Raw genomic sequence first — 4,186 nt, forward strand, 5'->3', positions numbered from 1 at the left:
CCGGAAAAATTGGTCTATGTTTCTTGTAACCCAGCAACCCTTGCAAGAGATGTGGCAATATTAACGGAAAAGGGGTTTGAGGTAAAAGATGTTCAGGTCGTGGATCAGTTTCCCATGACTGTGCACGTTGAAGCGATAATACTGATGACGAAATGTGGTTCGGATGGAGAAAAGTAGCGTTTGACCACAATATGTTGTGGTTTTGGAGTGATTTTGAGGCTTGAAAACGGGCAAAAAAGTGCCGTTTTTGAGCCTTAAAAAATGGTGAAAATATAGATGACATAGGGTAAAAATTAGAAACACTGTAGATGTGAGGTGAAAATATGAATGAACTTGCGGTCGCTATCGTTGGTGTTGTGGGAATACTTCTTGGTACTATTCTGGGGTGGATTTTAAATAACTTAACCCATAGTGGCAGAATTTATTGTAGTAATGCAAAATTTGAATTTACAAGTGAATCTAATACAATAATAATTAATAAAGTAGAAAACACTTCAGATAAACGACGTAAAGAGATTTCAGGGCAGGTATGTAGTTGCACCTTGAAGTTTAACATAATTAATCTTGCTACATATGATAAGGTTATTAGAGAAATAGGTTTAAATGTTGACAAACGAAAGATAAAAAATATTTCAGTATGGGTTGAAAAAGATGGACACTATAGTAGTTGCACAAACAATTCTATAAATTTAAATTCTAAAGAGTATAAGAATTGTGAAATTATTATTCCAATTGAGGTAATAGAATCTCTGAAACATAAAGATAATAAAATAAAGCTAACTTATCTAAATAAAAGAAATAGAAGAAAAAAAATATTTATAGGTAAGATAGTATTGCTTAGAGAGCTAGATGCTTATAAAAAGAATTTCAATAAAGTGTAGTGTTTTATTGATGAAAAAAATAGGCTAAGTTTTTAGGTCAACTTATGAAGACCTACAGACTAAGTCTTTTTTTTATGCAAAAAAACAGAAAGAAAGGAAATGAAGAAAATGTCAAAATTATTTATGTATGGTACAAGGTTACAGGAGTTTGAGGAAATGATGATGCTTGTGCCCAACTTCACTAAGCGAGGGAAAGGATTGATCGTCTTAAAAGGCTTTTCATTCAGTCAAGAAGATGTCGCCTGTCAGTTTTGCACCGAATACCCAAAATGCAAAAATGATGATAGCAAGTGCTTAGTCTTATCGGAAAGATTGAAAGCTAACGCAGTATGTTATGAAAGCATAGTTAAAAATACTTTTAAAGACTTCACAGAATACAATCTCAAAAAAAGATTGAGAAAACTAATTTCAGAGTTTAACGGTGATTTCTTTTGTGACAGCCGTCACCGACAGCGATTTGAAAATATTATCAAAATAAAAAACAGAGTGGTAAAGAATATTGATTATCAATTTCTTGCCACTCTGTTTTTGCTTACAGCAGATCATGAACTATGGGAATGGTCTAACCCACATATTTATTTAACTAAGATAGATTTTAAATCTATTCATTTAAAAGGGATTGATACCAACAGATACGCTATTTATCAAACCGCAAAGACAATTTCTACAGGCAAAGAATATATTAAGTTGAATGAAATTGCCGATGAAAGTCTTATTGATGATAAAACCTTTCAAGCTATCGTTCATGCCATACTCCTTGCCAAGTATGGGCAAGAGGTATTAAGTATTGCAAATAAAAAGAGCCTGTAAAAACAGACTCTGTATCAGCGAGATTTATTTTTCATAGGTCATCAATTCGGAAATCGTGCAATCCAAAACAAAGCAGATACGAGTGAGGACATCAATGTCCATACGCTCAATATTTCCGTTGTACCATTTATCGGCTACTTCAAAACGAATGTTTGCAAGTTTAGCAAGCTTGCTTCTGGTCAAATCTTTGCTGTCCATGAGTTCTTTTACATGAAAGCTGATTTTTCCGTAATCCTTAATTTCAAAAATCGAGTTGCTGTTGTTCATATTAACCACCTCTCTATATCTATTCTATATGCAACATTACGTATTGACTATATACATATAAATAGATACTATGTATATAGTATAGAAAAGGAGGAATAAAACTATGCAGAAAAAAGAAAACACTATATGTTTTAGCGGTCATCGTAGTGAAAAGCTGCCGCAAAGCAAAAAGCAGCTGGAAAAACTCAAAGAAAGACTGTGGGAAGAAATCGATAAGGCAATCGCAGATGGTGTAAACACTTTCTACTTCGGAGCCTGTTATGGATTCGATTTACTGTGTGCAGATACTGTATTGAAACGAAAAAAGGTTATCAAACCAAACGACCCAAAAGAAATTAGATTGATTGCTGTGATACCATTCGAAGAACAGGCAAAAAAATGGGATGAAATAAATAGGGACAAGTATTATGACATACTGGAAAGTAGTTCATGGCAGTGAATACCAAAAATGCCTGTATGAAGTGGCTGAACTTGAAAAACAACTCAATGAGCTGTTAGATACGGAAGGAAAAGAAAAACTGCAAGACTTTGTCACAGCACAAGGAAAACTAAGCTATATAAATGCTGAGGAACGGTTTACACAAGGCTTCCGTATGGGAGCAAAACTGATATTGGAAATAATGAATGAAGATGACGGAGCGCTAAAATCTTTGAAGAAATAGCACTTCGTCATTTTTTTATGTAAAGCTTGGGCATATCGTGAAAACGGTATGCTCTTTTTACTTGGAAAGAAAGGAGGTTTCACCTTTTGTTTATATGGGATTTTTTGCTCAGTGACGTGATGGATCAAATCATTGATTGGTTTTATGGACATCTTGTAGGCTTTCTCGGTGACTTTTTTGCCCAGATGGGCAATATGGGTGTGGAGTTATTCGAGATGAATTGGGTTCAAAGCATTGTGCTGTTTTTTTCCTATCTTGCATGGACGCTTTATGTTACAGGACTTGTGGTGTCATGTTTTGAAACAGGAATTGAATATCAGTACGGCAGAGGAAATCTTAAGGATACAGGAATAAACGCTATTAAAGGATTTATGGCGGTCAGCCTTTTTACCGTTGCCCCCATAGAATTGTATAAGCTATCGGTAAATTTACAAGCAAGCCTTACTACAGGAATTACAGGTCATGCAAATGGAATCAGTGATTTGGCTAACAGTATTATAACCGAATTAAACAACGCAGGAACCCTTGATGCCGTTGGAAACTCTAATGTCTTTGGAGGATTGTCCGCTATTACTTCACCCATTATGGCACTGTTTATTATTATACTTATGGGATATGCGGTGATAAAAGTATTCTTTGCAAATCTCAAGCGTGGTGGTATTCTGCTGATTCAAATAGCCGTTGGAAGCTTATATATGTTCTCTGTTCCCCGTGGATATTTGGATGGATTTATAGGGTGGTGCAAGCAGATTATAGGACTTTGCTTAACTACTTTTCTGCAAGCAACCATACTTACAGCGGGACTGATGGTTTTAAAGGACCATGCATTACTTGGGTTGGGACTTATGTTATCTGCAGGTGAAGTTCCAAGAATTGCGGGTGCATTTGGTTTAGATACCTCAACAAAAGCAAATGTAATGAGTGCCGTCTATACGGCTCAAGCAGCAGTGAATACAACTCGGACCATCGTACAAGCGATGCCGAAGTAGGTAGGAAAGTTTCTATGGAATGGAGATGACTTAAATGTTTACAATGGGAAGCCTTTTTGATGGGATTGGCGGATTCCCCCTTGCCGCAGTTCACAATGGAATTGTTCCTCTGTGGGCCAGTGAAATCGAAAGTTTTCCCATCGAAGTTACAAAAGTACGATTTCCCGAGATGCTCCATGTTGGTGACATTACAAAGCTTGATGGGAGCAAACTTCCTGTTGTGGATATTATTTGTGGAGGCTCACCTTGCCAAGACTTATCTGTAGCGGGAAAGAGAGCAGGGCTTGAAGGTGAACGTTCGGGATTATTCATGGAGCAGATTAGAATAACAAAAGAAATGAGGGATACCGATGGAAAAGACGGAAAAGCAAATGACCTTATTCGACCTCGATTCTTCGTTTGGGAAAATGTCCCCGGAGCCTTCTCCTCTCAGAGCGGAGAAGATTTCAAAGCGGTCCTTGAAGAGACCATCCGAATTGCAGACCGCACCGTATCTGTACCTCGACCTGCGGGAGGGGTATGGAAACCTGCTGGGTGCATTTTGGGAGGAGAATTCTCCCTTGCTTGGAGAGTTCTG

At 37.1% G+C, this 4,186-nt stretch carries 8 protein-coding genes; 7 read left to right on the forward strand and 1 reads right to left on the reverse strand.

The window, feature by feature from the left end; all coding sequences use genetic code 11:
• Window positions 1-9: 9 nt before the first annotated feature.
• From P9Q65_RS13345 to P9Q65_RS13085, 3 genes are all read left to right on the forward strand, one after another.
• Window positions 10-177: a hypothetical protein gene (locus tag P9Q65_RS13345; protein WP_334307208.1), complete on the forward strand. Its 168-nt coding sequence runs from the start codon at window positions 10-12 to the stop codon at window positions 175-177.
• Window positions 178-323: 146 nt separating this feature from the next.
• Window positions 324-881: a hypothetical protein gene (locus P9Q65_RS13080; protein ID WP_304509949.1), complete on the forward strand. Its 558-nt coding sequence runs from the start codon at window positions 324-326 to the stop codon at window positions 879-881.
• A gap of 108 nt (window positions 882-989) precedes the next feature.
• Window positions 990-1,691, forward strand: a complete 702-nt coding sequence (locus P9Q65_RS13085) for a hypothetical protein (protein WP_304509951.1) — start codon at window positions 990-992, stop codon at window positions 1,689-1,691.
• Window positions 1,692-1,715: 24 nt separating this feature from the next.
• Here the strand turns inward: P9Q65_RS13085 and P9Q65_RS13090 are convergent, their stop codons facing one another.
• Window positions 1,716-1,958: a helix-turn-helix domain-containing protein gene (locus tag P9Q65_RS13090; RefSeq protein WP_304509952.1), complete on the reverse strand. Its 243-nt coding sequence runs from the start codon at window positions 1,956-1,958 to the stop codon at window positions 1,716-1,718.
• Window positions 1,959-2,061: 103 nt separating this feature from the next.
• Between P9Q65_RS13090 and P9Q65_RS13095 the strand changes: the two genes are divergently transcribed.
• The 4 genes from P9Q65_RS13095 to P9Q65_RS13110 all read left to right on the forward strand — a co-directional run.
• Window positions 2,062-2,397 carry an SLOG family protein gene (locus P9Q65_RS13095; protein ID WP_304509954.1) on the forward strand — a complete coding sequence of 112 codons (336 nt, stop codon included), beginning with the start codon at window positions 2,062-2,064 and terminating at the stop codon, window positions 2,395-2,397.
• On the forward strand, window positions 2,366-2,620 hold the full coding sequence (locus tag P9Q65_RS13100) for a DUF6809 family protein (protein ID WP_304509955.1): 255 nt from the start codon (window positions 2,366-2,368) through the stop codon (window positions 2,618-2,620). Before P9Q65_RS13095 ends, P9Q65_RS13100 begins: the two co-directional genes overlap by 32 nt.
• Before the next feature lie 86 nt (window positions 2,621-2,706).
• Complete coding sequence (locus P9Q65_RS13105; protein WP_304509957.1) at window positions 2,707-3,609, forward strand: conjugal transfer protein TrbL family protein; 903 nt, start codon at window positions 2,707-2,709, stop codon at window positions 3,607-3,609.
• Window positions 3,610-3,652: 43 nt separating this feature from the next.
• A partial coding sequence (locus tag P9Q65_RS13110) for a DNA cytosine methyltransferase (protein WP_334307209.1) occupies window positions 3,653-4,186 on the forward strand: 534 nt, incomplete at its 3' end.

It is taken from the genome of Anaerotignum sp. (genome assembly GCF_030625865.1).
Taxonomy (GTDB): domain Bacteria; phylum Bacillota; class Clostridia; order Lachnospirales; family Anaerotignaceae; genus Chakrabartyella.

Bases quoted from the DNA above. Each gene is read 5' to 3' on its own strand.
- P9Q65_RS13080 (WP_304509949.1), top strand. From the start codon at position 324: ATGAATGAACTTGCGGTCGCTATCGTTGGTGTTGTGGGAATACTTCTT.
- P9Q65_RS13085 (WP_304509951.1), top strand. From the start codon at position 990: ATGTCAAAATTATTTATGTATGGTACAAGGTTACAGGAGTTTGAGGAA.
- P9Q65_RS13090 (WP_304509952.1), bottom strand. From the start codon at position 1,958: ATGAACAACAGCAACTCGATTTTTGAAATTAAGGATTACGGAAAAATC.
- P9Q65_RS13095 (WP_304509954.1), top strand. From the start codon at position 2,062: ATGCAGAAAAAAGAAAACACTATATGTTTTAGCGGTCATCGTAGTGAA.
- P9Q65_RS13100 (WP_304509955.1), top strand. From the start codon at position 2,366: ATGACATACTGGAAAGTAGTTCATGGCAGTGAATACCAAAAATGCCTG.